The 24554-nt window shown below is 69.2% G+C and carries 26 protein-coding genes; 11 read left to right on the top strand and 15 right to left on the bottom strand.

What is annotated here, in order from left to right; genetic code table 11:
• Nucleotides 1-58 precede the first annotated feature (58 nt).
• From C8K38_RS26355 to C8K38_RS26345, 3 genes are all read left to right on the top strand, one after another.
• On the top strand, nt 59-910 hold the full coding sequence (locus tag C8K38_RS26355; RefSeq protein WP_143548537.1) for a TetR family transcriptional regulator: 852 nt from the start codon (nt 59-61) through the stop codon (nt 908-910).
• Nucleotides 911-1134: 224 nt separating this feature from the next.
• The gene (locus C8K38_RS26350; protein ID WP_097214378.1) at nt 1135-2799 is read left to right on the top strand and encodes a long-chain-fatty-acid--CoA ligase; all 1665 of its coding nucleotides are present in this window, start codon (nt 1135-1137) and stop codon (nt 2797-2799) included.
• A 277-nt stretch (nt 2800-3076) separates the two neighbouring features.
• The gene (locus C8K38_RS26345) at nt 3077-3982 is read left to right on the top strand and encodes an aspartate/glutamate racemase family protein (RefSeq protein ID WP_097214377.1); all 906 of its coding nucleotides are present in this window, start codon (nt 3077-3079) and stop codon (nt 3980-3982) included.
• A 154-nt stretch (nt 3983-4136) separates the two neighbouring features.
• On the opposite strand, the gene C8K38_RS26340 is transcribed toward C8K38_RS26345, so the two are convergent.
• The 6 genes from C8K38_RS26340 to C8K38_RS26315 form a co-directional block, all read right to left on the bottom strand.
• Nucleotides 4137-4433 (bottom strand): putative quinol monooxygenase, encoded by a 297-nt coding sequence (locus tag C8K38_RS26340; protein ID WP_097214376.1) that lies wholly within the window; start codon nt 4431-4433, stop codon nt 4137-4139.
• Between the two features lie 91 nt (nt 4434-4524).
• Nucleotides 4525-5682 carry an acyl-CoA dehydrogenase family protein gene (locus tag C8K38_RS26335; protein ID WP_097214375.1) on the bottom strand — a complete coding sequence of 386 codons (1158 nt, stop codon included), beginning with the start codon at nt 5680-5682 and terminating at the stop codon, nt 4525-4527.
• Nucleotides 5683-5751: 69 nt separating this feature from the next.
• Nucleotides 5752-6372 (bottom strand): TetR/AcrR family transcriptional regulator, encoded by a 621-nt coding sequence (locus tag C8K38_RS26330; protein WP_097214402.1) that lies wholly within the window; start codon nt 6370-6372, stop codon nt 5752-5754.
• A gap of 25 nt (nt 6373-6397) precedes the next feature.
• On the bottom strand, nt 6398-7159 hold the full coding sequence (locus tag C8K38_RS26325; protein ID WP_097214374.1) for a 3-hydroxyacyl-CoA dehydrogenase: 762 nt from the start codon (nt 7157-7159) through the stop codon (nt 6398-6400).
• 29 nt (nt 7160-7188) lie between these two features.
• A complete protein-coding gene (locus C8K38_RS26320) occupies nt 7189-8382 on the bottom strand; it encodes a thiolase family protein (protein ID WP_097214373.1) in 1194 nt (397 codons plus the stop codon).
• Between the two features lie 91 nt (nt 8383-8473).
• Nucleotides 8474-9277 (bottom strand): crotonase/enoyl-CoA hydratase family protein, encoded by an 804-nt coding sequence (locus C8K38_RS26315; protein ID WP_097214372.1) that lies wholly within the window; start codon nt 9275-9277, stop codon nt 8474-8476.
• Nucleotides 9278-9466: 189 nt separating this feature from the next.
• On the opposite strand from C8K38_RS26315, the gene C8K38_RS26310 reads away from it, so the two are divergent.
• On the top strand, nt 9467-10249 hold the full coding sequence (locus C8K38_RS26310; RefSeq protein ID WP_097214371.1) for an enoyl-CoA hydratase: 783 nt from the start codon (nt 9467-9469) through the stop codon (nt 10247-10249).
• Nucleotides 10250-10308: 59 nt separating this feature from the next.
• On the opposite strand, the gene C8K38_RS26305 is transcribed toward C8K38_RS26310, so the two are convergent.
• On the bottom strand, nt 10309-10938 hold the full coding sequence (locus tag C8K38_RS26305; protein WP_097214370.1) for a TetR/AcrR family transcriptional regulator: 630 nt from the start codon (nt 10936-10938) through the stop codon (nt 10309-10311).
• A 138-nt stretch (nt 10939-11076) separates the two neighbouring features.
• Between C8K38_RS26305 and C8K38_RS26300 the strand changes: the two genes are divergently transcribed.
• Entirely contained in the window at nt 11077-12015 is a 939-nt protein-coding gene (locus C8K38_RS26300) for a DUF5926 family protein (RefSeq protein WP_097214369.1), read from the top strand.
• 81 nt (nt 12016-12096) lie between these two features.
• Here the strand turns inward: C8K38_RS26300 and C8K38_RS26295 are convergent, their stop codons facing one another.
• Nucleotides 12097-13035, bottom strand: coding sequence for an NADP-dependent oxidoreductase (locus C8K38_RS26295; protein ID WP_179800725.1), 939 nt, complete (start codon nt 13033-13035; stop codon nt 12097-12099).
• Between the two features lie 27 nt (nt 13036-13062).
• Nucleotides 13063-13521, bottom strand: coding sequence for a carboxymuconolactone decarboxylase family protein (locus C8K38_RS26290; RefSeq protein ID WP_097214368.1), 459 nt, complete (start codon nt 13519-13521; stop codon nt 13063-13065).
• A gap of 50 nt (nt 13522-13571) precedes the next feature.
• On the opposite strand from C8K38_RS26290, the gene pdxR reads away from it, so the two are divergent.
• Nucleotides 13572-14972, top strand: coding sequence for a MocR-like pyridoxine biosynthesis transcription factor PdxR (gene pdxR / locus C8K38_RS26285; RefSeq protein WP_218840999.1), 1401 nt, complete (start codon nt 13572-13574; stop codon nt 14970-14972).
• 70 nt (nt 14973-15042) lie between these two features.
• Here the strand turns inward: pdxR and C8K38_RS26280 are convergent, their stop codons facing one another.
• The 5 genes from C8K38_RS26280 to C8K38_RS26260 all read right to left on the bottom strand — a co-directional run bounded on the left by C8K38_RS26280 (nt 15043) and on the right by C8K38_RS26260 (nt 19430).
• Nucleotides 15043-15591, bottom strand: a complete 549-nt coding sequence (locus tag C8K38_RS26280) for a ferritin (RefSeq protein WP_097214366.1) — start codon at nt 15589-15591, stop codon at nt 15043-15045.
• 98 nt (nt 15592-15689) lie between these two features.
• Nucleotides 15690-16247: a ferritin gene (locus tag C8K38_RS26275; protein WP_306455759.1), complete on the bottom strand. Its 558-nt coding sequence runs from the start codon at nt 16245-16247 to the stop codon at nt 15690-15692.
• A gap of 64 nt (nt 16248-16311) precedes the next feature.
• Nucleotides 16312-17541, bottom strand: a complete 1230-nt coding sequence (locus C8K38_RS26270) for an LCP family protein (RefSeq protein ID WP_097214400.1) — start codon at nt 17539-17541, stop codon at nt 16312-16314.
• A gap of 286 nt (nt 17542-17827) precedes the next feature.
• On the bottom strand, nt 17828-18637 hold the full coding sequence (locus C8K38_RS26265) for a CPBP family intramembrane glutamic endopeptidase (protein ID WP_097214364.1): 810 nt from the start codon (nt 18635-18637) through the stop codon (nt 17828-17830).
• Nucleotides 18638-18659: 22 nt separating this feature from the next.
• The gene (locus C8K38_RS26260; protein ID WP_097214363.1) at nt 18660-19430 is read right to left on the bottom strand and encodes a DUF2470 domain-containing protein; all 771 of its coding nucleotides are present in this window, start codon (nt 19428-19430) and stop codon (nt 18660-18662) included.
• A 124-nt stretch (nt 19431-19554) separates the two neighbouring features.
• On the opposite strand from C8K38_RS26260, the gene C8K38_RS26255 reads away from it, so the two are divergent.
• The 5 genes from C8K38_RS26255 to C8K38_RS26235 all read left to right on the top strand — a co-directional run bounded on the left by C8K38_RS26255 (nt 19555) and on the right by C8K38_RS26235 (nt 23801).
• Nucleotides 19555-20295 (top strand): hypothetical protein, encoded by a 741-nt coding sequence (locus C8K38_RS26255; RefSeq protein ID WP_257017852.1) that lies wholly within the window; start codon nt 19555-19557, stop codon nt 20293-20295.
• 39 nt (nt 20296-20334) lie between these two features.
• The gene (gene pheA / locus C8K38_RS26250; protein ID WP_097214362.1) at nt 20335-21252 is read left to right on the top strand and encodes a prephenate dehydratase; all 918 of its coding nucleotides are present in this window, start codon (nt 20335-20337) and stop codon (nt 21250-21252) included.
• A 4-nt stretch (nt 21253-21256) separates the two neighbouring features.
• A complete protein-coding gene (locus C8K38_RS26245) occupies nt 21257-21937 on the top strand; it encodes a histidine phosphatase family protein (protein WP_097214361.1) in 681 nt (226 codons plus the stop codon).
• A gap of 4 nt (nt 21938-21941) precedes the next feature.
• Entirely contained in the window at nt 21942-22550 is a 609-nt protein-coding gene (locus tag C8K38_RS26240) for a TetR/AcrR family transcriptional regulator (RefSeq protein WP_097214398.1), read from the top strand.
• A 78-nt stretch (nt 22551-22628) separates the two neighbouring features.
• Nucleotides 22629-23801: a lipase family protein gene (locus tag C8K38_RS26235; protein ID WP_097214360.1), complete on the top strand. Its 1173-nt coding sequence runs from the start codon at nt 22629-22631 to the stop codon at nt 23799-23801.
• A 149-nt stretch (nt 23802-23950) separates the two neighbouring features.
• Here the strand turns inward: C8K38_RS26235 and C8K38_RS26230 are convergent.
• On the bottom strand, nt 23951-24554 hold a 604-nt coding region (locus tag C8K38_RS26230; RefSeq protein ID WP_143548536.1), incomplete at its 5' end, for an HNH endonuclease signature motif containing protein.

Genomic DNA, 24554 nt, shown 5'->3' with positions numbered 1-24554 from the left:
AGGTGTTCGTGCTGGTGGCGAGAGGGTGCCGGTTCGGTCGCGGGATACCGTGGTGATCATGGAGCGGGTGGGACGAATCGGTGGGGAAGGCCTGGGCGCGAGGATGCGCGCAGCGCGTATCGAGCGCGAGGTCGGGCTCCGGCAGCTGGCTCAGGTGGTCGGCATGAGCCCGTCATCGTTGAGTGAGTTCGAGAACGGGAAGAGCCTGCCGGGTCATGAGCGCTTGCAGGCGCTCTCGGCCGCGCTCGAGGTACCGCTGGATCTGCGTCCGCCCGAGCCCGCGGGGCCACGGTTCGACGACTGGCGAGACTTCGAGCCGCTTGACCTCCCTCCGGTCTTTCGGACGGCGCTGGAGGTCTTTGTGGAGGTCGGCTACCACGCTGCCACCGTCAGGATGATCGCCGACCGGTGCGGCTTGTCGATGGCAGGCGTCTATTACCACGTGGAGAGCAAGGATGTGATGCTCACTGAATTGCTGCAAGGCGCGATGGCCGAGCTCATAAGTCGATGTGTGGCCGCAGACGCCGAAGCGGATTCACCCGATCAACGGTTGGCGAACCTCGTCGAGTGCGTGATCCTTTTCCATACACACCGTCAGGCCTCGGCGGTGCTCGCGTCCACTGAGTTACGGTCGCTCGACGAGCCCGGCCGATCGCTACATCTCCAGGCGCGAACGCAGGTCCGGGGCATTGTGCAGGCAGCCGTGGAGGCCTGCCGTGCTGCGGGGCGGGTCGGAACCGTGCCGGCGACGTCGACGGCCACAGCGATCGTCACGATGTGTGTTGCCGTGGCCGATTGGTACCGGCCGGGGATCGGTCAGTCGCCGCACGAGATCGCACGGGAGTACACGGACCTCGCGCTGGCAATGGTTGGTGCCGGCTCGACCGATATCTCGGGTTCGCGGGACTGACGACTCAACGCGCGGCGATCTGCTGGATCGACGCTGAAGTGCTCTACGCAGTGCCTTTGCCGACGGCTGCAGCTTTTGTGCCTCAAGCCTTGACTTGCGTTATCGGCCCGTGCAACTCTGAAACAGAGAGATGTTCTGCTTTGCAGAACGATGCGGTGCCTGGGTGATCAGTCCCGCGGAGAAGCTGTCGCCAGTAGAACTGGCCGGATCCGAGGAGCGCGCAGTTGACCGCGATTGTCAAGGGGCACCCGTCGACGAATGACGACTCGTATCAGCTCAACACGACCACGCTGATCCGTCATTCGGCCCGCAACTACCCTGAGCGCGAGATCGTCTATCGCACCGGCGACGGGGGATGGGGCCGCTACACCTATGCCGACGCGTACGCGCGCATCAAGCGGATTGCCAACGCTCTGACCGACCTGGGCGTGAAACCCGGTGACGTGGTGGGGATCCTGGACTGGAACAGTAAGCGGCACTTCGAACTCTACTGGGCCATCCCGGGCACCGGAGCGGTGATGCTGCAGATGAACCTGCGCCTGGCGCCCGAGGACGTGGGGTATGTCGCCACCCACGGTGGCGCGTCTGTCGTCCTGGTGGACGAGAGCCTGCTGAGCGTCGCAGAATCGGTGGCGCCATTTGCGCCGGAGGTCACCTGGGTGGTGATGTCCGACAAGCCCCTCTCGGAGATCGCCACCACGTTGCCGAACGTCCGTCATCTCGAGGACCTGGTGGCGAAGGCGTCCCCGGAGATCGACTGGCCGATGATCGACGAGAGTTCCGCGTACAGCGCCTGCTACACGACCGGCACCACCGGCCGGCCGAAGGGCGTGTACTACTCGCATCGAGCGATCTACCTGCACACCCTGACGCAGGCCTCGTCCTACGGGATGAGCGCCGCCGACGCGGTCATGCTGATCACGCCGATGTTCCACAGTCAGTCCTGGGGTCTTCCGCAGTCTGCCGTCTACGTCGCGGCCAAGATCGTTCTGCCCGGCCGCTATTCGGCAGAGGACACAGACTTGTTGGCGGACGTGATGATCGCCGAGAACGTGACGGTCGCGAACGGCGCCCCGGCGATCTTCCAGCCGATGCTCGACTACATCGAGACGCTCGACGTCAAACCGGACTTCAGTCGCACCCGACTGCTGTCCGGCGCCACCGAGCCCGCACTCTCGCTCATGCGTGGGTTCCACGACCTGACCGGCGCCGATTTCATCCATGCGTACGGGGCTACCGAGACTGCGCCGATGGCTTTCGTCAACTACGGCCGCAAGGTCACCTTGCAGGGCAAGGTGACGGAAGACGAGTGGTGGAGCATCAAGCGCTATCAGGGTCTTCCCGCGGGCGGTGTCGATGTGCGGATCGTAGATTCGGAGGGCAACGACTTGCCGCACGACGGCAACAGCAAGGGTGAGGTCCTGCTGCGGGGGCCGTGGATCACCGCGCGGTACCACAAGCTCGATGACGACGCCGACAGGTTCCTCGACGGTTACTGGCGAAGCGGCGATATCGGGACCATCGATCAGAACGGCTACCTCAAGCTCGCGGACCGGCTGAAGGATGTCATCAAGAGTGGCGGCGAATGGATTTCGTCGATCGATATGGAAAACGCGATCATTGCCCATCCTCGGGTGGCCGAGGCGGCGGTGATCGGTGTCGAGCATCCGAAATGGCAGGAACGGCCCGTCGTGATCATGGTGACCACGGACGGAGCGGAAGTCGAGCTCGCGGAGGTCCACGCGCTGCTCGAAGGCGCCTTTGCCAAGTGGCAGCTTCCTGACACGGTCGTGTATGTCGACAAGCTTCCTCGCACGAGCGTCGGAAAGCTCGACAAGAAGGTCATGCGCGTGGAGCACGGTGATATCTATCGAGCCACTCGGCGATGATCGACAGACAGGGCGCTGTGTGAGCGACTGACGTGCAGCGCACGCGAAAATTGTTTCCTCGCTGAAGAATTCAGACCACCGCGGAAGGTTGTCGGCCGAGAGTGCGTAGGCCGACGACCTTCCGCTCTTGTATGGAGCTGCCTGTCGTCGCCACGGGCTGAATCTACGAGTCTGATTCTGGTAGAGGGAAATTCGAACCTCATAGCTCGGCTCCTGCCCTCGATCGGCGTCCAGATTCCTCTTCTCAGAAGAACCGGTTTCTGATACCGTCCACGGAGTGACGGCGCTCACCTTCGCAATCGAGGAGAGTCAATTGACCAAGCGGATCGCATACTTGGACCTGAAGGGCGGCGCGCAGCGGGAGGGGACTCGGATTCCCGAGCACCTGATCACGCCCGGCTTCGCCATCGACGTGGTGGATACCGTGATTCGGGTTACCCCCGTCGATGCAACCGACCTGCTTCTCGCCGATCTGACGTACGCGGAAGCGGCCATCCGAGCCGACCGCGACGGGTATGCCGGGGTCCTGATCGGCGGGGTGCCGGACTACGGTCTCGCGGCCGCGCGTGCGGCTGTGGACATTCCGGTGATCGGTAGCGGTCAGGCCAGCCTGCTGGCGGCGGCAGCGCTTGGCGGCCGGTTCAGCATCGTCACGATCTGGCCGGAGACGATGAGCTTCGTCTACGAGCGACTCCTCCGTGAGAACCCGGTGGGGCAGCAGTGCATTTCGGTGCGCTACGTCTCGACTCCGGACGAGCAGGGCACGCTGGCCGACGAGGACAACTTCCTCACCCAGATGAGGTCCGGGCGCGAGCATATGATCGAGCGCATCCTCGCCGAGATCGAGCATGCGGTGCAGGACGGCGCCGAGTCGGTCATTCTCGGCTGCAACTGCATGAGCCCGGTCGCCGATGTGCTCATGTCGCGCGCGAGCGTCCCGATCGTGGACCCGACCACCGCCGGATATCGGCAGCTCGAATCGATGGTCGCGCTTGGCTTGCAGCCGGCACGCGATCATCGCGTGCCCAAGTCGGATCGCCATCACGTCCTGGCGGAGATGATGAAGGCGGCAGAACTCGCGTTTGGCGATGACCAGGAAGATTGCCCTGTCTGTGTGCTGAATGACGACGGAACCGCTTCCTGCGAACTGCCGGCGCGCGAGCCCGCCGAGACACAGGTGTGACCGACACATGCACGCTGAGTGCACACTCGAAACAGTAGCGACCTGCTGACATAAACGGTCTCCCGCAACCCGGGATCGCCGCAGGAGCGGAGCGTGCCGGCCGGAGAACAGCCGGCCGGCACGCGTGCATCGGCGAGTGATCGGCGTTGGGGGATTACATGAGCGAGTCGACGGTTCCCGTGGCGAGCGAGGGTCGACCGGCGAGCAGCGGACCGAGATCGGTGATGGCTCCCTCGCCGGCTCGGAACTCGCGGTACGCGGCGTCGTGTGCGGCCGACTCCCAGGTCTCGACGAAACGCCAGATGTTGGGTTCCTTGACGTCGATGATCGACTTCACATCGACGCAGCCGGGAAATCCCCGAGTCTCCTTCAGCACTCGCGTCATCACCTCCCGCGCGGTGTCAAGGGACTCCGGCTTGAAAGTCAATTCCAGAACTGCGATCACTTCCATGTCAACTCCTCGGTGTTGAGGCCAATGATGTTGTCTGCGATCCGCAGACAGTTCGGTCCGACGGCCCTCGGGCCTTCGAACCCCGTTCGTGTCAACGGAACTCGGAGGCGATGGCCCGCCCGATGATCTCCTTCATGATCTCGGTGGTGCCGCCGTAGATCGTCTGGATGCGGGTGTCGACGTAAGCGCGGCCGATCGGGTACTCCATCATGAACCCGTAGCCGCCGTGCAGCTGCACTCCGCGGTCCACCACCCGCTTCTGCAGCTCGGTGGCCCACCACTTCGCCTTGGACGCGTCGACGGCGGTCAGGTCACCTGCGTTCAGGGCGATCACGCAGCGGTCGATGTGCGACTCGGTGACCTCGATCTCGGTGAGCATCTCGGCGAGCACGAACCTCGAGTTCTGCAGGTCGCCGATCGGCCTGCCGAACGCCTTGCGCTCGAACGCGTAGCTCTTGGTCCATTCGTAGGCAGCCCTGGCGGCGGTGATGGCGCCGACGGCGATCCCGATCCGCTCCAGCGGCAGGTTCTCCATCAGGTGGATGAAGCCGCGGCCCTCTGTGCCGAGCACGTTCTCCGCGGGCACCCTGACGTTCTCGAAGACGAGCTCGGCGGTGTCCTGTGCGGCGAGGCCCACCTTGTGTAGCTTGCGTCCGCGGCTGAAGCCGGGGGTGTCGCGTTCGACGACGATCAGCGAGAAGCCCTTACTGCCCGCGTTCGGGTCGGTGCGGCACACGACGATCACCAGGTCGGAGTGAATGCCGTTGGTGATGAAGGTCTTCTGGCCGTTGATCACCCACTCGTCGCCGTCCCGGACCGCAGTGGTCTTGACGCCCTGCAGGTCGGAACCGGCGCCCGGCTCGGTCATCGCGATGGCGCCGATCAGCTCACCTGCGGCCATCCGCGGCAGCCAGCGCTCCTTCTGGGCCGGGGTACCCAGGTGCAGGATGTAGGGGATCGTGATGTCGTCCTGCAGGGAGAGGGTGGACCCGAACGATGTGGTGCCGGTGCGGGCGATCTCCTCGGAAACGACGTGCCGGAACCGGTAGTCGGTGACACCCGACCCGCCGAACTCCTCGGGGACGCCCAGGCCGATGATGCCGGACCTGCCGGCGGCGACATACGACGCGCGGTCGATCAACCGGTCTTCCTCCCACTGCAGGTAGCGGGGTTCGACCTCGCGGGCAAGGAACTCGCGGACGGTGCCGCGGTAGTCCTCGTGGTCGGATTCGAAGTGCTTGCGCTGCATTGTCTTGTTCCTTGCTGGATCAGGCGTTGACGGTGTGGGCTCCCGGTCGCTGCCGAGCGTTACGGGTGGTCAGGAAGCGGCGGGATGGCCGACGACGCGCAGGGCGATGGCGGTGTAGCGGTCGGCGACAGCGTCGGGGGTCAACGGACCGTCGATCTGGAACCAGCGGGCGATCGACTGACCCATACCGAGGAGCGCTCGCACGGTCTCCGGGATGTCGTCGACGACGAAGACCTTCCGGTCGACGCCGTCCGTCACCAGGTCGAGGGCCATGAGCTCGAGCCTCTTGCGGGTCGCCGCGTAGTTGCGGCGGTTCTCCGGCGAGACGTGCCGCAGCTCGGAGTCGAGCGCGGACTGTCGGGCGCGGTGCGTCATGTTCAGCACCACCGCGTCGAAGAAGTAGGCGAAGCGCAGGACCGGATCGTCACCGCCGTCATCGACCGCGGCGGCGCAGCGGTCGATCAGGTCGCGGACCGCGGTGTCGAGCAACGCCACGAGAACCGCTTCCTTGTTCTCGTGGTGGTAATACAGGGCGGGCACCGTGACCCCGACCCGCCGGGCCAGGTCACGGACCGTGGTGCCGTGGAAGCCGTTCTCGTGGAAGGCATCCAGGGCGTGGTCGAGGATGGGGCCGAGCTGCATCGGCTCGAATTCCCGCCAGTGGGTGATGGTTTCGGGCGGTGCGGACATCGGCCCCTCCTCGATCACGTGTGGGTCAGCGCGGTGCCATGCGGATGGCGCCGTCGAGACGGATGGTCTCGCCGTTGAGCATCGGGTTCGAGACGATGTGTGCGGCGAGGGCGCCGTACTCCGACGGATCGCCGAGGCGGGACGGGTGCGGCACCTGCTGGCCGAGCGAGGCCTGTGCGGCTTCCGGCAGCGAGCCGAGCAGCGGGGTCTTGAACAGGCCGGGTGCGATGGTGACGACGCGGATCAGCAGCGACGCGAGGTCACGGGCGATCGGCAGGGTCATGCCGACGACGCCGCCCTTCGAGGCCGAGTACGCGGCCTGGCCGATCTGGCCGTCGAACGCGGCGACGGAGGCGGTGTTGATGATGACGCCGCGCTCGCCGTCGATGGGCTCGGTCTTCGAGATGCGCTCGGCGGCCAGGCGAAGCACGTTGAAGGTGCCGACGAGGTTGACGTTGATGATCTTGGTGAAGCCGTCGAGCGGGAAGGCGCCCTGCTTGCCGACGGTCTTGACGGCGTTGCCGATGCCGGCGCAGTTCACCAGGACTCGCAGGGTGCCGAGGGACTCGGCCAGGTCGAGGGCGGCGGTCACGGCGGCCTCGTCGGTGACGTCCGCCGCGGCGAAGCGCACCCGGTCACCGAGTTCCTTGGCGACGACCTCGCCGTTCGAGCTGGGGAGGTCGACGATGACGACCTGGGCGCCGTCGGCGAGCAGGGCCTTGGCGGTGGCCAGGCCGAGTCCGGAGGCGCCGCCGGTGACGAGGGCGACGCTGTCATTGACGATCATGTGGTGTTCCTTTCGGGAAGTGTTGTGTCTCAGAGTCGTTCGATGATGGTGGCGTTGGCCATGCCGGCGCCCTCGCACATGGTCTGCAGGCCGTAGCGACCGCCGGTGGCCTCGAGGTGGTTGAGCAGGGTGGTCATCAGTCGGGTGCCCGAGGACCCGAGTGCATGACCGAGGGCGATGGCGCCACCGAGGGGGTTGAGCTTGGCGGGGTCGGCGCCGAACTCGTGGGCCCAGGCCAACGGCACCGGCGCGAAGGCCTCGTTGACCTCGTAGGCGTCGATGTCGTCGATGCTCAGGCCCGCCTTGGCCAGGACCTTGTGGGTGGCCGGGATGGGTGCGGTGAGCATGAGCATCGGGTCGTCGCCGACCACGGAGAACGAGTGGAACCGGGCGCGCGGGGTGAGCCCCAGCTTGGCGGCCATCTCCTCACTCATGATCAGCACGGCGGAGGCGCCATCGGTGAAGGGGGAGGAGTTGCCAGGGGTGATCTGCCACGGGGCGTCGGGGAATCGTGCCGCGAACTCGTCGGTGCGGAACGACGGACGCAGTCCGGCCAGGCCCTCCGCGGTGGTGGTGGTGCGGACCGTCTCGTCGACGGTGTGTGTGACCGTCTCACCGGCGGCGTTGGTGACGGTGATCGGCACGATCTCCCTGTCGAACGCGCCCGCGGCGATCGCGGCGGCCGCGCGCTGGTGCGACTGCGCGGAGAAGGCGTCGAGGGTCTCGCGGTCGAGCTTCCACTTCGCGGAGATCAGTTCGGCGGAGATGCCCTGGTGGATCAGGCCTTCCGGGTAGCGGGTGGCGATGCCGGCGCCGCCGGTGTCCTGGCCCATGGCGGACGTGCCCATGGGGATACGGCTCATCGACTCGACGCCGCAGGCGATCACGATGTCGTAGGCGCCCGCGATGACGCCCTGGGCGCCGAAGTGCGCGGCCTGCTGGCTCGACCCGCACTGGCGGTCGATGGTCGTGGCGGGCACGGACTCCGGGAAGCCTGCGGCGAGCAGCGCAGTGCGGCTGATGTTGAGGGCCTGTTCGCCGACCTGCTGGACGCAGCCGCCGATGACGTCGTCGACCTGGGCTGGGTCGAGGCCGTTGCGGTCGACGATCGTCCGCAGCACGTGGGAGAGCAGTTCGACGGGATGGGTCCCGGACAGGGCGCCGCCGGGCTTGCCTCGTCCGGATGCGAGGCGGATGGCGTCGACGATGACAGCGTTGGTCATGAGGGGAACCTTTCGGGGGAGGGAGGAAGGTGGTGCGACCCGGCGCTCCGGAGGCAGGGGCTCAGCGGAGCGCCGGGCCGAGATCGGGGGGTCAGCGGCCCTGCCAGACCGGCTGTCGCTTCTCGGTGAAGGCCTTCGTGCCTTCCTGCGCGTCGGCGCTGGCGAAGACGACCTTCAGGGCCTCGGCGTTCAGGTCCCACACGTCCTGTCCCCAGTCCGAATCGGACGCCGTCCAGTGGATCATCGCCTTGGATTCGCGCACGGAGAGCGGCGCGTTGGCGGCGATCTTCTCGGCGAGTTCGAGGGCGACCTCGAGTGCGGTCCCCGCCGGGGCGACGCGGTTGACCAGGCCGAGCTCCTTGCCCTGTGCGGCGCTGATCGGTTCACCGGTCAACGCGAGCTCGAGGGCGATCTTCTTCGGGATCTGCTGCTGCAGGCGGACGACGCCGCCCGCCGCGGCAAAAAGGCCGCGCTTGACCTCGGGCAGGCCGAGCTGGGCGTTCTCGTCCACGACCGCGAGGTCACTTGCGAGGACGAGTTCGGTGCCGCCGCCGAGGGCGAATCCGTTGACCGCAGCGATGGTCGGCTTGCTCACCCAGTGCTGGGTGTAGCCGGCGAAGCCCCATTCCGGATGGCCGTCGGCGTCGAGGGACTGGCCGGAGCCGAGTGCCTTCAGGTCGGCACCCGCGCAGAATGCCCGTCCGGAACCTGTGATCACGACGACCCGTACCTCGTCGTCTGCTTGGGCCTGCTGGAGCAGGCTGCCGATCGCCGTCGCCAGGGCCGCGTTGATCGCGTTCATCGCCCGGGGTCGGTTCAGCGTGATGAGCGCGACGTTGCCGCGGCGCTCGTACAGCGCGACGGGCTCGGGCGCGGTGGTCGACTCCTCGGCCATGGGCTGCTCCTCGGGGATCTTCTGCGAAACTGATTTACTGAACGCTCGCTAAGACAACTATCACGCGGACGGGGAGGTGGTCAACGGGCCCGGTTAGCTAGCGACCGTTAAATGGGTCTGGTACTGATGAAACGGCTGCGGCAAGTGGCGTGCACCTTCCGACCCCAGACTTCCCGAGAAGGACAGTTCATGAGCACCGAAACCGACGACGTCCTCGTCGACCTGACCGACGGCGTCCTGCGCATCACCATGAACCGGCCCGCCCGGATGAACGCCGTCACCGTCGAGACCCTCGATGCGGCGGCCGCCGCCCTGGACGAGCACGCCGGTGATCGCAAGGTTCGTGCCGTCGTGCTCACCGGTGCAGGCCGGGCGTTCTGCACCGGTGCCGACCTGTCCACCGTCGGCGACCTGTCCGCGCCGCCCGACCCGTCCACCATCGATGCCGCCAACCGGCTCGTCGCCGCTCTGCGCGCGTTCCCTCGCCCGGTCGTGGCGGCCGTCAACGGCCCGGCCGCAGGGGTGGGGGTCTCGCTCGCACTCGGCGCCGACCTGACCGTCGCCGCTGAGTCCAGCTACCTGCTGCTGGCGTTCACCAAGATCGGCCTGATGCCCGACGGCGGTGCGACCGCGCTGGTCGCCGCGTCCGTCGGCCGGGCCCGCGCCATGCGGATGGCGTTGCTCGCCGAGCGACTACCCGCCGTGGACGCGCTCGACGCGGGTCTGATCGCGCGGGTGTTCCCGGACGCGACGTTCGCAGACGACGTCGAGGCGCTCGTCCGGGGGCTCGTCGACGGGCCGTCGGACGCGTTCGCGGCCACCAAGACCGCGATCAACGACGCGACCCTCGGGCAGCTCGACCCGGCGTTCGCCCGGGAACGGACCGGCCAGCTCGAGCTGCTCGCGGCCGCCGACTTCGCCGAGGGCGTCGACGCGTTCCTGGGCAAACGGTCGGCGGTCTTCGGTCGCTGACGCAGCCAGGAGTCCCTCCGGTCCGCAGAGGGCCGGCTGGACACGCGGGGCGGAGCCCTCTAATGCGCCCCAACGGTTTTCAACGCGATCGCGGCGTACTTCTTCGCGACCTCTTCGGGAGACAGCGTGCCCTCCGCGTGGTACCAGCGGGGGATGGACTGGCACATGCCGAGCAGTGCGCGCGTGGTCTCCGCGGGATCGTCGACATCGAAATCCCCATGGGCCGTGCCGTCCTGCACGATCCGGAGCACGACCTCCTCGATGCCCTTACGGACCGCGCGGTAACGCTGCCGGTTCTCTGTGCTCAGGTACCGCACTTCGCCCTCGAGCGCCGCGAGGCGAGCGCGGGTTGTCATGCGCAGCACGATCGCCTCGATCACATTGGCCAGCCGCCGCACCGGGTCGTCGCCACCGTCGGTGTCCGCGGCGTGCGCGCGGGCCAGAACGTCGCTGGTGGACAGCTCGAGCAGGGCGATCAGCAGCCCTTCCTTGCTGTTGTGGTGGTAATACAGCGCCGGCACCGTCACACCCACCCGGCGCGCCACCTCGCGCACCGTGGTGCCGTGATAGCCGAGCTCGTGGAATGCGTCGAGCGAGGCCGACAGGATCGGCGTCAGCTCCAATTCCTGGAGCCGCCGCCAGTCCGAGTCGGACTCGTCGGAAGCCGCGGAGCCGGGGGGATTCGCCATTGCCTGCCACATCTGTCGATCGCAAATCGGTCGGATCGAGAGTACCGGGGTGGTGAGCGCATTCCGCACCACTGGACCTGTCTACGGCCGGACTGAGGAGTGGCTCGCCCAGTGGCCGCGACGTGTAGGTTTCCGGACGTGGGTAAGAGCAAAAGAAACAGTGGTCCGAAGCCCGGCAGCAACCGCGCGGCGAAGCTCGCCGAGCGCCGCGCCGCCCAGGAGAGCGCCGCGGCCGCCGCGGTGCCGCGCCCGTTCGAGGGGCTGGCAGCCGAGTGCGATCTCGTCGCGATGCGCGAGTTCGTCCCGTCCGCGACGGCGACGCTGCCGCTGACCGGCGGCGAGCGCACGGTCGTGGCAGCGACGGTGCTGCCCGGCGCGGTGGCGGGCCTCGTCCGCGACGAAACCACCGCGACATCTGGCGGCACCGCCGCCGCCGCAACAGGCTTCGTCGGCCTGCAGGTGCCCGGCCAGTCCGCCGATCTCTCGGCCGATCTGGCCGCCGCCGTCAACTGGGCCGCAGGCGCGGAGCCGGGGCAGTCCCTCGCCGCGACCGACGCCCAGCCGGGCGGACCGCGCCTCGGTGACGTGATCGAGGCGGGCACGCTGCTCGAGATCAGCGTGTACCAGGACTTCAACTGGTGGATCCCGGAGGGCGTCACGCCCGCCCCGGAGGTCGCCGCCACCGTCGAGCAGGCCAACTCGGTGATCATGCCGTCCGCTCGCCTCGACGGCGAGGGCATCGTCGCCGCGTGGTGGGTCGACGCGGGGGAGAAGGCGCACCTGCGCTGGGTGCGGCCCGAGGACGAGGACCAGCTGATGCTGGCCCTGGCCCGCGTGCATGCGGCCGGTGGACTGCACCTCGGCGAGGGATCGCGGTACGCCGGTTCGTTCCGGACCCACGGGCTGCTGGTGCCGGTGTTCGATCTCGACCCCGAGCGGCACGCCCAGGAGTGGGCGCCCGCGACGGCCGAGCTCGGAGTGCGGCTGGCCGACGCGCTGGCCGTCGACGCGCCCCTCACCTCCGACGAGCTGCGCTCGCGCGACGGTCTGCGCGCCCGCCAGGTCACCCTCCGCTGATCAGACGCGGCTGCGCCGCCCGTGAGCGCTTACCGAGTCCCTGGACTCCATGAGCACGCACGGGCGGCGCAGCCGCATTGGTCAGACGTCGAGGACGACCTTGCCGGGGATGCCCCGTCGCTTGGCGAGAAATGCGGTCCGTGCCTCGGCGAGCGGATAGGCGGCGCCGACGTGGGGGCGTAGTACGCCCCGCTCCGCCAGCCGCGCGAGTTCCCGGAGCTCCTGCCTGTCGGGCTCGACGATGAAGAAGACCGCACGACCGTCGACCGGCGTGACCGGGGGCGGCGCCGTGATCGACACCAGGGTGCCGCCGGGCCGCACGAGCGCGGCCGAGCGAGCCAGGACCTCCCCGCCGATCGTGTCGAACACCAGATCCACCGGACCGAACCGGGTCTCGTCGAGGCCACCGGAGTCGAGCGTCACGTAGTCGTCCGCACCGTGACCGCGGGCCGCCTCCTCGCCCGCCGCCCGGCCGGTCGCGATGACCCGAGCCCCCGAGGCATGAGCGAGCTGGACCACCAGCGAGCCGGTGCCGCCCGCGCCCCCGTGTACCACGACCGTCCGCCCGGACGCGTCGCCGTAGGTCAGTCCGCCGTGCCTGAAGAGTCCCTGCCAGGCGGTGAGGCCCGCCAGGGGGAGGGCGGCGGCCTCCCGGAACCCGATCGACTCCGGAATCGCGGCCAGGTTGCGGGCCTCCACGGCCACGAACTCGGCGGCGGCGCCGTCGCGATGCCAGTCGGTCAGACCGAACACCCGGTCGCCGACCTCGAAACCGGTGGTGCCGTAGGGGATCTCGCTGACGACACCGGCGACCTCGTGGGCCGGGATGCTCGGGGTCCGGTCACCGCCTGCCCGGTCCGTCCAGGTCCCCGGCCAGTCGAGTTCGTCCGGGACGAAGGAGGCGGCGCGCACCCGGACGATCACGTCGCCGGTGGCGGCCTGCGGGTACGGCGCCTCCTCGAGCACCAGGGCATTCGGGTTGTCCGCTCCGCGGTTCTCCTGGATCCGAACAGCTTTCACTTCTCGATTCCTCTCAGGGGCGCGCGCTCAGCGGATCGGTGGGACGCGGCGGGTGCTGACCGCGATCCGGTTCCACGCGTTGATGGTGAAGATGACGGCGATCAGCTGGGACAGCTCCCGCTCCTCGAACTGCTCGGCGGCCCGCGCGTACACCTCGTCCGGAACGAAGCCGTCGGTCAGCACGGTGACCGCCTCGGTGAGGGCAAGGGCGGCGCGCTCGCGCTCGGTGTACAGGCCCGGCACCTCCTCCCAGGCATTGAGCAGGTAGAGCTTCTGCTCGCTGATGCCGACCTTGCGGGCGTCCTGGGTGTGCATGTCCAGGCACCAGGCGCAGTGGTTGATCTGTGAGGCACGGGTGAGCACGAGCTCGACGAGGACCGGCTCGAGGCCCTTCTTGGCAGCGGCGTCGAGGGCGATCATCGCCTGGTAGACCTCGGGGGACTGCTTGAAGATGTTGACCCGCTGTGCTGTCTCGGTTGTCGTCATGGGAATGACTCTAGGCGGGTAATGGACCGAATGAGTGGTTCAATTCGGAGGTGGAATCATGGGCCAATTCTGGATTGGATCTACACCTCGACCTCCGCGGTCGCGGAGGTCTGCGCTCGTCGTTGATGGCCACCCTCCGGGAGGACATCCGCTCCGGGCGGTTGGCGCCGGGTGCACTGCTACCGCCCTCGCGCACGCTGGCCGCGGATCTCGGCATCGCGCGGAACACCGTCGCGGACGCGTACGCCGAGCTGGTCGCGGAGGGCTGGCTGACCGCCCGCCGGGGCTCGGGTACCCGGGTGGCCCCGAGGGCCGCGCCCGCGGCCGACCTTCGGACGCCGCGGCCGGCCCCGCCTGTCCGGCCCGCGCACAACCTGATGCCGGGTTCCCCGGACGCGGCCTCGTTTCCGAGGACCGCGTGGCTGGCCTCGACGCGGCGCGCCCTGACGGCGGCGCCGAGCGACGCGTTCGGCCCTGGCGATCCGAGGGGACGGCCGGAGCTGCGAAACGCCCTGGCGGACTACCTGGCCCGCGCCCGCGGCGTGCGCGCGGACCCGGACCGCATCGTCGTCTGCGCGGGCACCGCGCACGCTCTGACCCTGCTCGCCCCACTGCTGGGTGGGGCCGTCGCGGTCGAGGGCCATGGCCTGCACGTGCACCGGGAGCTGCTCGGCTCGGCGGGGGTGCGCACGGTGCCGCTGTCCGTCGACTCGGACGGCGCGCGGGTCGACGAGCTCGTGCGGTCGGGGGCGGCCACCGCGCTGCTCACGCCCGCCCACCAGTTCCCGATCGGTGGTCCGCTACATCCGGAACGCCGTGCGGCGGCGGTTGATTGGGCGAGCCGGTCGGGAGGGCTGATCCTCGAGGACGACTACGACGGCGAGTTCCGATACGACCGACAGCCGGTCGGGGCGATGCAGGACTTGGATCCCGAGCGGGTGGTGTACCTGGGCTCGGTGAGCAAGAGTCTCTCGCCCGCGCTGCGCCTCGGCTGGATGGCGCTGCCCGACCGCCTCGTCGACCCCGTGCTGGAGGTCAAGGGAATCTGGGAGCGGTGGGTCAGCGTGCCCGATCAGCTGACGCTCGCGGACTTCGTCGACTCCGGTCGATACGACCGCCAGATCCGGCTGATGCGCGGCCGCTATCACCGGCGCCGCGACCAGTTGGTGGCCACCCTCGCGGATCGGGCACCGGCAGTCCGGGTCACGGGCATCGCGGCGGGTCTGCACGCGGTGCTGGAGCTGCCGCCGGGCACCGAGGCGCGGGCCCTGTCGGCCGCTGCCGGGGAAGGCCTTGCGGTGGGCGCACTGTCGACCTTCCGGCACCCGGATGCGCGCGACGCCCCGCGGGACGGGCTGGTGGTCGGGTACGGAGCCCCCGCCGAGCACGCCTTCGCCGGGGCGCTGGAGGCGCTGTGCCGGGCGCTGGTCGTCTCCGCCCGGATCCACTGAAACGCGAAGCGGCCGAGGGTGTGTGCTGCACACATCCTCGGCCGCGATGCCGCGTCCGGCTCGACCGGGTCTAGATCGACCCACCCGCGGCCGGCGGCGCACCCGAGGTGTCGCCCACGCTGTTCATCTCGCGGGCGACGAAGTCCTCGAGGTGGAAGAGGTTGTCGCCTGCCCGATCGGCGATGGCGAGCAGGGTGGTCATGGAGGCGACCTCCTCGACCTGCTCCTTGAGGAACCACTGCATGAACTGCTCGCCGAGGTAATCGCCCTCCTCGCGGGCGGTGCTCGCGAGCTGGATGATCTGCTCGGTGACCACCTGCTCCTGCTTGAGGGCCAGCGCGATCGGTTCGCGGGTGTTCTCGAAATAGGACTTCGACGCGTCGACGCCACTCAGTTCCACGGTCATGTCCCGATCCAGGAAGTACTGGACGATCATCATCGCGTGGTTGCGTTCCTCGACGGCCTGCGAATAGAAATGCTTGGCCAGCTGGGGGAGATCCGCGTTGTCGAAAAAGACCGCCGTCGCGATGTACTGATGCGAGGCGTTGAACTCGTTGCGAATCTGATCGTGCAGGAGCGCATGGAATTTGGTCCGTTGAGTGTCTGCGGAATCGCTCATGCGGCGAAACAATATCGCTGGTCAGGCTGCATGTCATCCAAGTCGAACCTTATTGAGGGGAGTATTCCCTAATTGAGTGAAACCTAATTGAGCCGAGCCTAAATGGCGCCGCCGGCCGGTTTCGGAGCGCCTGAATCGGCCGCCACCGGCGACTTCATCTCCCGCGCGACGAAATCCTCGATGGCGAACAGGTTCTCGCCAGCCCGATCGACGATGGTGAGGAGGGTGGTCATGGAGGCGACCTCCTCGACCTGCTCCTTGAGGAACCACTGCATGAACTGCTCGCCGAGGTAGTCGCCGGTGTCGCGGGCGGTGCGGGCGAGCTTGGTGATCTGGTCGGTGACCTGCCGCTCCTGCTCGAGCGCCAATTCGACGGGCGCGCGCACCGAGTCGAATTCGGTGACCACGGCGTCGATCCCGGGGATCGTGACCTCCAGGTCGTTGTCGATGAGGTACTGGATCATCATCATCGCGTGGTTGCGTTCTTCGTCGGCCTGCCCGTAGAAGCGCGCCGCCAGCTGCGGGAGGTCGTACCCGTCGAAGAACACCGCGACCGCGATGTACTGCTGCGAGGCGGTGAACTCGTTGCGCACCTGTTCGCTGAGGAGGTCGTGGAACTCGCTGCGCTGCCGGGAGTTGGTCATGGTCGTGAAGATTACCGGCGCTGGCGCCGGAGTTGGTGAGCTCGCTCAGTGCCGGGTGGCCGTCGGGCGCGGGCCGTCAGCCCGTCGTCAACAGCTCGGGGGGAACGGGTCGATCCTCGGCGAGGGCCTCGAAGAACGACGAGGCGCGCTCGCGGTCCCACAACAGAACGTCGCCGACGTCGAGGACCTCGAAGCCGCCCACCGGCACGGTGGTGGTGACCAGGTCGCTGCGCATCGCCCATCCCAGGCCCGCCAGGTTCCACAGGTGGTCGCCCTCGTCGACCTGGATGGTGTCGGCCGTCTTGGTGACGAGCGGCCACAGCCGGAACGGGTTGATCAGGGTGCCGATGCTCGTCGACTGCGCGAGCAGCGCGGACATGAAGGCCCGCTGGTTGTTCATCCGGTCCAGGTCCGCCATCGGGGTGGCTCTGGTGCGCACGAAGCCGAGCGCCTGCGCCCCGTTCAGGTCCTGGCAGCCCGGCTGCAGGTTGATGCCCGCGAGCGGATCGTCGATCGGGTACGGCACACACAGGTTGACGCCGCCGATCGCGTCGACGATGCCGGCGAACCCGCCGAACCCGATCTCCGCGTAGTGGTCCATCCGCAGGCCCGTTGCCTCCTCGACGGTCTGCACCAGCATCTGGGGACCGCCGATCGCGAAGGCCGCGTTGACCTTGTTCTTGCCCTCGCCCGGGATGCTCACGTAGGAGTCGCGGGGGATGGACACCATCGTCGCGGCGCCGCTCTTGGGGATGTGCACCACCATGATGGTGTCGGTTCGGCCGTTTCCGGTGTCGCCACCGGTCGCCAGCGCGGCCTCCTCCTCGGGTGTCATCCCGGCACGGCTGTCCGATCCGACCAGCAGCCAGTTGGTTCCAGGGGTGTCCCCGATCCGGCCGGGGTAGTCGGCGAGCGCATCGACCCGGTTCAGCCCGCGATCCAGGTAGACGACCGAGCCGCCGACGAGGACCAGCAGTGCCGCAAGGACGAGCCCGATTCGGCGGCCCCAGTTCGCCTTCCGGCGGGTCTTCGCCGGCCGGGGTGGCTGCGGGGGAGGCGCCGCCGGACCGGTTCGGCGGGGCGGCTGGACCGGAGGGCCGACGCGGTCGGCCTGTCTGCGGTACGGGTCGGCGTACGGCTCCGGTTTCTGGGGCGGTGCGTAGGGCGACCCACCCTGGGGGCGGTGGGCCCTGGTCGGCTCGGTCGCGCCCGGGCGGACACCGTGTTGCGGCGACGGCTCGGGAGCCTGCGACCAGGCACGCGCGCCCTGCGTCGGCTCGGCGCGGCGACCGTCGCGGCGGATCACCTGGGTGCCCTCGGGGCCGGGGGGTATCGGCCTGCCCTGGCCCTGGGGCGGCGGCACCCGCCGCGGGGGCATCGGCTGACCCTGCCGCGGCTGCGGCGGTAGCGGGCGACCCTGCTGCGGGGGCATCGGACGGCCCTGTTGCGGCGGGACCGGACGGCCCTGCTGTGGGGGGACCGGACGGCCCTGCTGGGGCTGCGGTCCGCGCGGCGGCGCGCCGCGGCCCACCCGCGGATCGCGGGGGTCGCGGTACTGGGGATCCTCGCCGTTCACGGCTCGACTCTACTGGTCACGGCAGCCAGGAGACGTGGCCACGCAGGGCGGTGTACCCGACGAAGGCGACCGCGTCGATCAGCCAGTGCGCGACGATCAGCGGCCACAGCCGGTTGGTCCGCTGCCAGTATCGGCCGAGGACGAGGCCCATCGCGATGTTGCCGATGCCGCCGCCGAGGCCCTGATAGAGGTGGTAGCTGCCGCGCAGCAGTGAGGAGGCCAGCAGCGACGAGTTCTCGCTCCAGCCGAGCCTGCGTAGTCGCGAGATCAGGTACGCGACGACCAGCACCTCCTCGGCGCCGGAGTTCGCGAGCGCCCACAGCAGCAGTGCGGGCAGCCGCCACCAGTGCTCCTCGATGGTGCTGGGCAGCACGGTCAGGTTCGCGCCGATGGCATTGGCGATCAGGTAGAGAGCGAGTCCGGGCAGTCCGATCAGCGCGGCCAGCCCGACGCCCGGCAGCAGGTCGGCGCGGGCTCGCGGCCGGCCGAGCCCGATCTTCGCGGGGCCGAGGCCGCTGCGCCAGAGCAGGTACAGGCCCAGCGCGGCCCAGGCGCAGAGCCTGACGATGCCGAGCAGCTGGCGGCCGAGGTCGATCCAGCCGTGCTCGGATCGGGAGGCGTTCAGTGCGACCGTCTGGTCGGCGAGTCCGCCGGGCGCGAGCGCGTCCTCGATGAGCGAGAGGATGCCGGACAGTCCGCTGAGCCCGAAGGTGACCAGCAGCACGATGGTGATCTCGAGCCACAGTGCGCGACGGCCCGCGGCGTCGAGCGGCGGTTCGGTCTGCGGGGGCGGGGTAGGCCGGAGCCAGGCGTCGAACCGGGTCACACCGGTGAGGGTATGCCGCGCGTCAGCGTTGGGCGCGCAGGCCGTTCACGAACGGGCAGCCCACGAGCAGGCGCAGGGCGCGGCTCAGCTCGGACACGTCGTCCACCGGCTGGGCGAAGGCCATCCGCACGTCGCTGTCGCCCTTCTCGCCCTCGACCCGCAGCCGGATGCCGTAGCGGTCGATGCCGAGCGGGCGGACGCGGCCGGTCCGCAGCGCTCGCGGCAATCGGCCGGCGAGCTGGTCGACGAGTTCGCCGTGGTCGGACTCCAGATGTTCGAGCCAGGGGCCCTCGACCTCCCAGAACGGGTCGGGACGGGCGGCGAGCAGCGCGTCCACCGGGACCGGCTCCGCGCCGTGCGAATCCGCCACGACCGCCGAGTCCAGGATCAGGCGCAACAGGGTGGTGGTGTGCCCGACGTCGAGCAATGCGGGGTCCGGGCGCTCGTCGGCGACGGCGGCCGCCAGCGCGCGGGAGGCCTCGGCTGGCACCGGGTGCAGGGCGCCGCGCAGCCAGACCAGCGACCGCACCGGTTCCCGCAGGGAGAGCGGGGTCAGGTCGGTGAGCTCGAGCACCGCAGGCAGCCCGGCTCGCCCCGCCTGCCAGGTCAGTGCGGTGGCCACCGAGTCGGTGCGGACGGTGAGAACGACGTCGCCGCAGGCCCGCAGGTGGTGCACGGAGACCTCGACGGGATCGCTGCCGTCGATGGCCAGCACCGCCTGCTGGGCTCGGGCGCAGGCGCTGCGGACCCGCTCCGCGGTCGACGGACCCTGGGTGGTGGTGGCAGCAGTCATGTGGCGCTCGCTTCGTTCGGTCCGGGCAACGGAGATGCCGATCGCAGTAGGTTAGCCATGCCTAAGTTACGGCAGGACCCGATGGCCCGCAAGATCTCCGCCCGCGGCGACTACGGTTGGGGCCGTGTCCACCCTGCTCACCCTTCATCCGCCGACGCCGAACGATCGGCAGCCGCCCTTCAAGGGCCTGCTCTCGCAGCGATGCCCGGACGCGGCCGCGGTGTCGCGCAGGCGCCTCGGAGCGATCTTCGGTCCCCCGGTGCTGGCGGCGAGCGCGCTCGGTTCGGGCTCGGGCTCGGACGATTCGGTCGTCGTGTCGCTCGACGTCGCGCCCGACACCCTCGCGTCGGACGGGCCCGCGGTCGCGCGCTTCGACATCGACTGCAGCCTGGAACAGTTCGACGACGCCATCGAGCTGACGCAACCCGGGGAGTCGAACCCGCACCCGCTGTCGGCGCCGCTGGCGGTGTTCGTCGCCCCCGACGACGACGCGGAGGCCGGCTGGGCGGCCGAGGTCGCCACCCGGATCGCCGATGCGGGGGCGCACCCCGGGCTGCGCGCGGGTGCGAGCCCCGACGAGGTGGCCGACTTCCTGGCGGTCCTCGCGCACTCCCACGCGGGCTTCGTGGCCAGGGCGACCTCCGGGGCGGAGGCGCTGGCGATCCTCGCGGCCACGGTCGCGGCCCTGCGCGGCGACGACGTCCGGGCCGCGTTCGTCGCCCCCGACCCGACCCGGGTCGCCGGGCTGAACCAGGACGCCGCCGAGGCGCTTCGCACGGTGCTGCTGAGCATCGAGGTCGACGACGCCGAGGAGGTCGAGCGCCACCTCGCGGCACACGGGATCACGGCCACCGCTGCGCCCTGAACCCCGGCTCGTATCGCGGCAGGTGAGTAACCTTGTCGTGTGCCTCGTATCGCCTACTTCGGACCGTCCGGAACGTTCACCGAGATGGCCCTCGCCCAGATGGAATCGGGTGGGGCCTTCGACGGTCCGGTGGAGCGAGTGTCCGCACTCAGCCCGCCTGCCGCGCTCGCGCTGGTCCGGGAGGGCCGCGTCGACGGTGCTGTCGTCCCGATCGAGAGCTCGGTCGAGGGGCCGGTGCCGCCGACCCTCGACGCGCTGGCGTCCGACGAGCGGCTGCAGATCGTCGCGGAAACCGAACTGGACGTGAGTTTTACGATCCTCGGGCGCGCCGGGACCACCCTCGACCAGGTGCGCACCATCCGCGCATATCCGGTCGCGGGTGCGCAGGTGCGCATGTGGATCGAGCGCAAGCTCCCGGATGCCGTCATCGAGTCCGCGTCCTCCAACGCGGGCGCAGCGGAGGATGTCGCGGCGGGGATCGCCGATGCCGCGGTGTCCACGGCGCTGGCAGGCGAACGACTCGGGCTCAGCGTTCTCGCCGATTCGGTGGCCGACTTCGACGGCGCGCGAACGCGTTTCGTCCTGGTGACGCGCCCGGCTCAGGTCCCCGCGGCCACCGGCGCGGACCGCACCGCGGTGGTCCTGCAGCTCAACAACGAACCCGGCTCCCTCGTGAGTGCGATGGCGGAGTTCTCCACTCGGGGAATCGATCTCACCAGGATCGAATCCCGTCCGACCCGCATCGAGTTCGGCACCTACAGGTTCTTCCTGGACTGCATCGGGCACCTCGAGGACACCGCGGTGGCCGAGGCGCTCAAGGCCCTGCATCGCAAGCACGACGTCCGCTTCCTCGGTTCGTGGCCCGCCGCCACCCCCGGTGGGGTGCGGCCGCCGTCGGACGAGGAGGCGACAGAGTGGTTGCGCCGGATACGGTCCGGCGAATCGGACGGGAGGTGACGGCATGGGCAAGCTGATCCTGGTGCGCCACGGCCAGACCGAGGCGAATGTCGAACGGCGGCTGGACACCCGGCTGCCGGGGGCCCGGCTCACCGATTTCGGGGAGAGCCAGGCCCAGGCCTTCGGGCTCTCGGTGGCAGGCACGGCGCCGCGCGCCCTGGTGGCCTCGCCTGCATTGCGGGCGAGGCAGACCGCTCAGTTCGTCGAGCGGGAATCGGGCATCGCGACTCAGGTGCGCGAGGGCATCCACGAGGCGCAGGCGGGGGAGTTGGAGGACCGCTCGGACCGCGAGTCGCACGAGCTGTTCATGAAGGTCTATCACTCCTGGCACGCCGGCGACCTCGGCGTGCGGGTACCGGGCGGTGAGTCCGGGCACGACATCCTCGAGCGCTACGTGCCGGTGCTGCGTTCGTTGCGCGAGGAGTTCCTCGAGGAGCCGGCGGACGACGCCGAGCCGGGTTCCGGCGACGTGCTGGTTGTCAGTCACGGCGCCGCGATCCGGCTGGTCGCGGCGCATCTCGCGGGCATCAACGGCGCCTTCTCCGCGAACACGCACCTGGACAACACCCAGACCGTGGAGCTGGTGCCGACCGCGGACGGTGGCTGGCGATGCGTGCGGTGGGGGTTGCTGGTGCCGCCCTTCGAGCCCTTCGCCAGTGCCGGGCCCGACGACCCGATGGGCTGACGCGGTGCCCGAGTCCGATCGCGTGGACAAGCGCACCCTGCGGTACGCAGGCCGGCGGGACGAGCTGCTCGCGTCGGTGACCGAGTACGTGATCGCCAACGGGGTCGGGGAGTTGTCGATGCGCCCGCTGGCCAAGGCGGTCGGGGTGTCGCATGCGTCGCTGCTGCACCACTTCGGCAGCAAGGAGAACCTGCTCGCCGAGGTGATCGAGGGGATGCGGGGGGAGTCGATCCCCGCGGAGTTGCTGGCCGAGTCGGGTGCCGATCCGATTGCCTTGCTCACTGCCTGGTGGGAAGCGCGGACGGCGCCCGAGACGCTGCCGCGATTCCGGGTGATGCTAGAGATCTACGTGCAGGCCCTGCTCGACCCGGCTGGGCACGAGCGATTCCTCGAGCAACTCGTCGGCCAGTGGCTGGTCGCCCTCGAGCACGGCCTACGCGGGGCCGGCTGCCCGGACGAGCAGGTGTCGCAGGTGGCCACCCTGATCCTTGCCCAGATCAGGGGCCTGTCGATGGACCTGCTCGCCACCGGTGACCGTCCGCGGGTGGACCGGGCATTCGCGTTCCTCGTCGACGATCTCGCGGCGCGGGTCCGCGGCTGGAAGATTGCTTGACCGATCGGTAGGTCTAACTTTATGGTCTGTGTGCCCGGCGCTGAATGTGACCGGGCACACTGCCGTGAGGAGAGCGTGATGACCCACCGACTTCGTACCGCCCTGGTGGCCGCGGGCGTGACTCTTGTCGCCGCCACATGGGCCGTGGCGCCGGCCGTGGCCGCGCCTGTCGCCGGCGAAGGCGAGGCCCCGGGCTCCGTCGTGAGCAGCGAGGAGCTGCCGCACGATCGCTGGCTGCCGGGCACCGCGACTGCATCGCTGCTGACGTACTGGTCCCAGGGGCCGCAGGACAAGCCGATGCTCAGCACCGGCGCCGTCTACCTGCCCGAGGGGACGCCGCCCGAGGGCGGTTGGCCGGTGATCTCCTACGCGCACGGCACCACCGGGGTCGCGGACCAGTGCGCGCCCAGCGTCAATCCGCCGCCTGAGCGTGCGGTGACCCATCTCGGCCATTGGCTGGCGCAGGGCTACGCGGTGGTGGCGACCGATTACGTCGGGCTCGGCACCCCCGGCGTGCATCCCTACCTGGACGGGCGCTCGGCCGCGCACAGCGTGATCGACATGGTGCGCGCCGCCCGGGCGGTCACGCCCGAGTTGTCGAAGAAGTGGGTCGCCACGGGGCAGTCGCAGGGTGGTCACGCGACGCTGTTCACCGCGAACATCGCCACCCGCTACGCCCCGGAGCTGGACTACCGTGGCGCGGTGTCCACGAGCGCGCCCTCGAACATCGAGATGCTGCTGCCGCTGGGCGGCCCGGCGTTCCCGAAGCTGCCGCTCAAGGGCACCACCGTGTACATCGCCAACGTCCTCGACGGGCTGCGGGCCGCGCGGCCGGACGTCGACATCGACTCGTACCTCAGCCCTCTCGGTCGCAGCATTCTCGCCGATGTGGAGACCTCGATCTGCTACGGCGACGCGCGGACCAAGTACGCCGACGTCGGGATCGGGCAGCTGCTCTCACGGTCGGTGGACACCCCCGAGTTCATCGACGCGGTCCGCTCGATCCTCACCGTCCCCACCAGCGGCTATGACCGCCCGCTGCTCATCGCACAGGGTCAGCAGGATATGGACGTCCCGATCCCGCTGACGCTGAAGCTGGTCGCCGATCTGACCGCGAACGGGGTGGAGTTCGCGTTCCGCACCTACCCGACCGATCACGGCGGCACGGTGGCCGCCTCGGTGCCGGACAGCACACCGTTCATCGCGAAGCTGTTCGCCGGCGAGAAGCCGTGCATGGGGAGCTCCTGCTAGGCAATCGATCGCCGCAACACATTGCTCAGAACGTAACCGAGCGGGGCGCCACCGAATCACGGTGGCGCCCCGTGTCGTTGGGGTAGGACGCGGCGCCATGTCAACCCGTTTCTGGGTGGTGTCGGGCGGTGCCCTGCCGGTTTCGTCTTTTAGGCGGCGAAGGTGAGTTGGTTGCGCCGGTTGTGTGCCGGCATGGGTTGTCGTCGGGGGTCGATCCAGGTGGGTGGGGTGAACCAGGGGTGGCCGTCGGTTTTGCTGATGGTCACGGTCCAGTCGCCGCGGTGGATGGTGGTGTGGTGGAAGCGGCAGAGCAGTACCAGGTTTGACAGGTTGGTGGGTCCGCCGTTGGACCAGTGGATTATGTGGTGGCCTTCGGTCCAGGCGGCGGGTCGTCCGCAGCCGGGGAAGGCGCAGCCGCAGTCCCGAGCATTGAGGGCGCGGCGAAGCTTGCGGGGGATGAGACGGGTGGTGCGTCCGACGTCGAGTGGATTGCCGTCGGCGTCCATGGTGATGGGGGTGATGTCGGCGTCGCAGGAGATCTGGGCGGCGAGGTCGAGTGAGATGGGCCCCAACCAGGGCATCCAGGCCGGTCCGCGGCGACGACCGCGGTGGTGGTGGCTGTGGTGATCGTGGTTGTCGGTGGTGGCGGCGAGGTCGGCGGCGTCGACGAAGACGTTGATGTGGGGTCGTTCGCCGCCTTCGCTGGGTGCCTGCCCGGAGTCGAGAAAGCTGCGGACGATGTGGGTGAGGGCG

This window comes from Rhodococcus sp. OK611, from assembly GCF_003050885.1.
Classification (GTDB): domain Bacteria; phylum Actinomycetota; class Actinomycetes; order Mycobacteriales; family Mycobacteriaceae; genus Rhodococcus_G; species Rhodococcus_G oryzae.
This window is presented reverse-complemented; position numbering and strand designations above follow the sequence as displayed.

What these genes read in the sequence shown, in the direction of transcription:
- C8K38_RS26260 (WP_097214363.1), bottom strand. Translation starts at nt 19,430, where the DNA reads ATGACTGCTGCCACCACCACCCAGGGTCCGTCGACCGCGGAGCGGGTC.
- C8K38_RS26320 (WP_097214373.1), bottom strand. Translation starts at nt 8,382, where the DNA reads ATGACCAACGCTGTCATCGTCGACGCCATCCGCCTCGCATCCGGACGA.
- C8K38_RS26340 (WP_097214376.1), bottom strand. Translation starts at nt 4,433, where the DNA reads ATGGAAGTGATCGCAGTTCTGGAATTGACTTTCAAGCCGGAGTCCCTT.
- C8K38_RS26290 (WP_097214368.1), bottom strand. Translation starts at nt 13,521, where the DNA reads ATGACGACAACCGAGACAGCACAGCGGGTCAACATCTTCAAGCAGTCC.
- C8K38_RS26335 (WP_097214375.1), bottom strand. Translation starts at nt 5,682, where the DNA reads ATGCAGCGCAAGCACTTCGAATCCGACCACGAGGACTACCGCGGCACC.
- C8K38_RS26325 (WP_097214374.1), bottom strand. Translation starts at nt 7,159, where the DNA reads ATGATCGTCAATGACAGCGTCGCCCTCGTCACCGGCGGCGCCTCCGGA.
- C8K38_RS26280 (WP_097214366.1), bottom strand. Translation starts at nt 15,591, where the DNA reads ATGAGCGATTCCGCAGACACTCAACGGACCAAATTCCATGCGCTCCTG.
- C8K38_RS26310 (WP_097214371.1), top strand. Translation starts at nt 9,467, where the DNA reads ATGAGCACCGAAACCGACGACGTCCTCGTCGACCTGACCGACGGCGTC.
- C8K38_RS26245 (WP_097214361.1), top strand. Translation starts at nt 21,257, where the DNA reads ATGGGCAAGCTGATCCTGGTGCGCCACGGCCAGACCGAGGCGAATGTC.
- C8K38_RS26355 (WP_143548537.1), top strand. Translation starts at nt 59, where the DNA reads ATGGAGCGGGTGGGACGAATCGGTGGGGAAGGCCTGGGCGCGAGGATG.
- C8K38_RS26330 (WP_097214402.1), bottom strand. Translation starts at nt 6,372, where the DNA reads ATGTCCGCACCGCCCGAAACCATCACCCACTGGCGGGAATTCGAGCCG.
- C8K38_RS26315 (WP_097214372.1), bottom strand. Translation starts at nt 9,277, where the DNA reads ATGGCCGAGGAGTCGACCACCGCGCCCGAGCCCGTCGCGCTGTACGAG.
- C8K38_RS26235 (WP_097214360.1), top strand. Translation starts at nt 22,629, where the DNA reads ATGACCCACCGACTTCGTACCGCCCTGGTGGCCGCGGGCGTGACTCTT.
- C8K38_RS26305 (WP_097214370.1), bottom strand. Translation starts at nt 10,938, where the DNA reads ATGGCGAATCCCCCCGGCTCCGCGGCTTCCGACGAGTCCGACTCGGAC.